1 protein-coding gene is annotated in these 914 nt (G+C 61.3%); it reads right to left on the bottom strand.

What is annotated here, in order from left to right; all coding sequences use genetic code 11:
• Positions 1-10 precede the first annotated feature (10 nt).
• A protein-coding gene (locus tag HV711_RS33250; protein ID WP_095423477.1) for an IS5 family transposase occupies positions 11-828 on the bottom strand; the annotation gives its coding sequence in 2 pieces (ribosomal slippage) (positions 11-480 and positions 480-828; 819 coding nt in all).
• Positions 829-914 lie beyond the last annotated feature (86 nt).

Here is a 914-nt window from a genome sequence, read left to right on the forward strand (position 1 = left end):
AGAGACTGTTTCATAAAGGCTGTTCGGTGCGCTGAAGAGTGTTCCAGCAAATCAGGCAGCAACCGAGTTTGAGGAACGCGCCGTGAATGTCGGCACGACGCTCGAAGCGAATACGGAGTCGACGGAAGTGATGCAACCAGGCATGCGTGCGTTCAACGACCCAGCGATGTTTGCCAAGGCCGCTGCCGTGTTCGGTACGGCGCCTGGCAATCACTGGCTCGATACCGCGATTGCGCAATGCTCTTCGATGTCGCTCGGAGTCGTAACCGCGATCGGCGTAGACAACGCGCGGTCTCTGCAGTGGGTGGCCACGCAATCCGCGAATCGGCGGAATCGCGTCGATCAGCGGCAGCAATTGCGTGACGTCGTGGACGTTGGCGCCAGTCAGGATCGCGGCGAGCGGCGTGCCGTTGGCGTCGGTGACGATATGGTGCTTGGAACCGGGTCGTGCGCGATCAGTGGGGTTTGGCCCAGTTTTTGGCCCGCCCCAACAGCACGAATCGATGAAGAGTCGACAGCGGCTCGCGAGAAATCGATCTGGTCTGCCGCACGCAGCTTCGCGAGCAGCAACACGTGCAACCGGTCCCACACGCCAGCAGCTTGCCAGTCGCGAAGCCGTCGCCAACATGTCACGCCCGAGCCGCAACCCATCTCGGCGGGCAAGTCGCGCCAGCGCAGTCCGGTCTTGAGCACGAACAAGATTCCGGTCAGCGCGGCGCGATCCGATACCGGCAGACGGCCCGGGTTCTTCTTGCGTCGAGGCTTGGGTGGCGGTAGTAACGGCTTGATCAGTGTCCACAATTCGTCGTCAATGATCGGCTTGCCCATCTCCTCGGCCTCGGTTGTTCCGATGCCTGAGGTTAACAGCTCGCCGCGAAAGTTAACAGCCCCTCAGGGCCTTTATGAAACCGTCT

Origin of the sequence: Paraburkholderia phenoliruptrix (assembly GCF_902859825.1) — a bacterium.
In the GTDB taxonomy this organism is placed as follows: Bacteria; Pseudomonadota; Gammaproteobacteria; order Burkholderiales; family Burkholderiaceae; genus Paraburkholderia; species Paraburkholderia phenoliruptrix.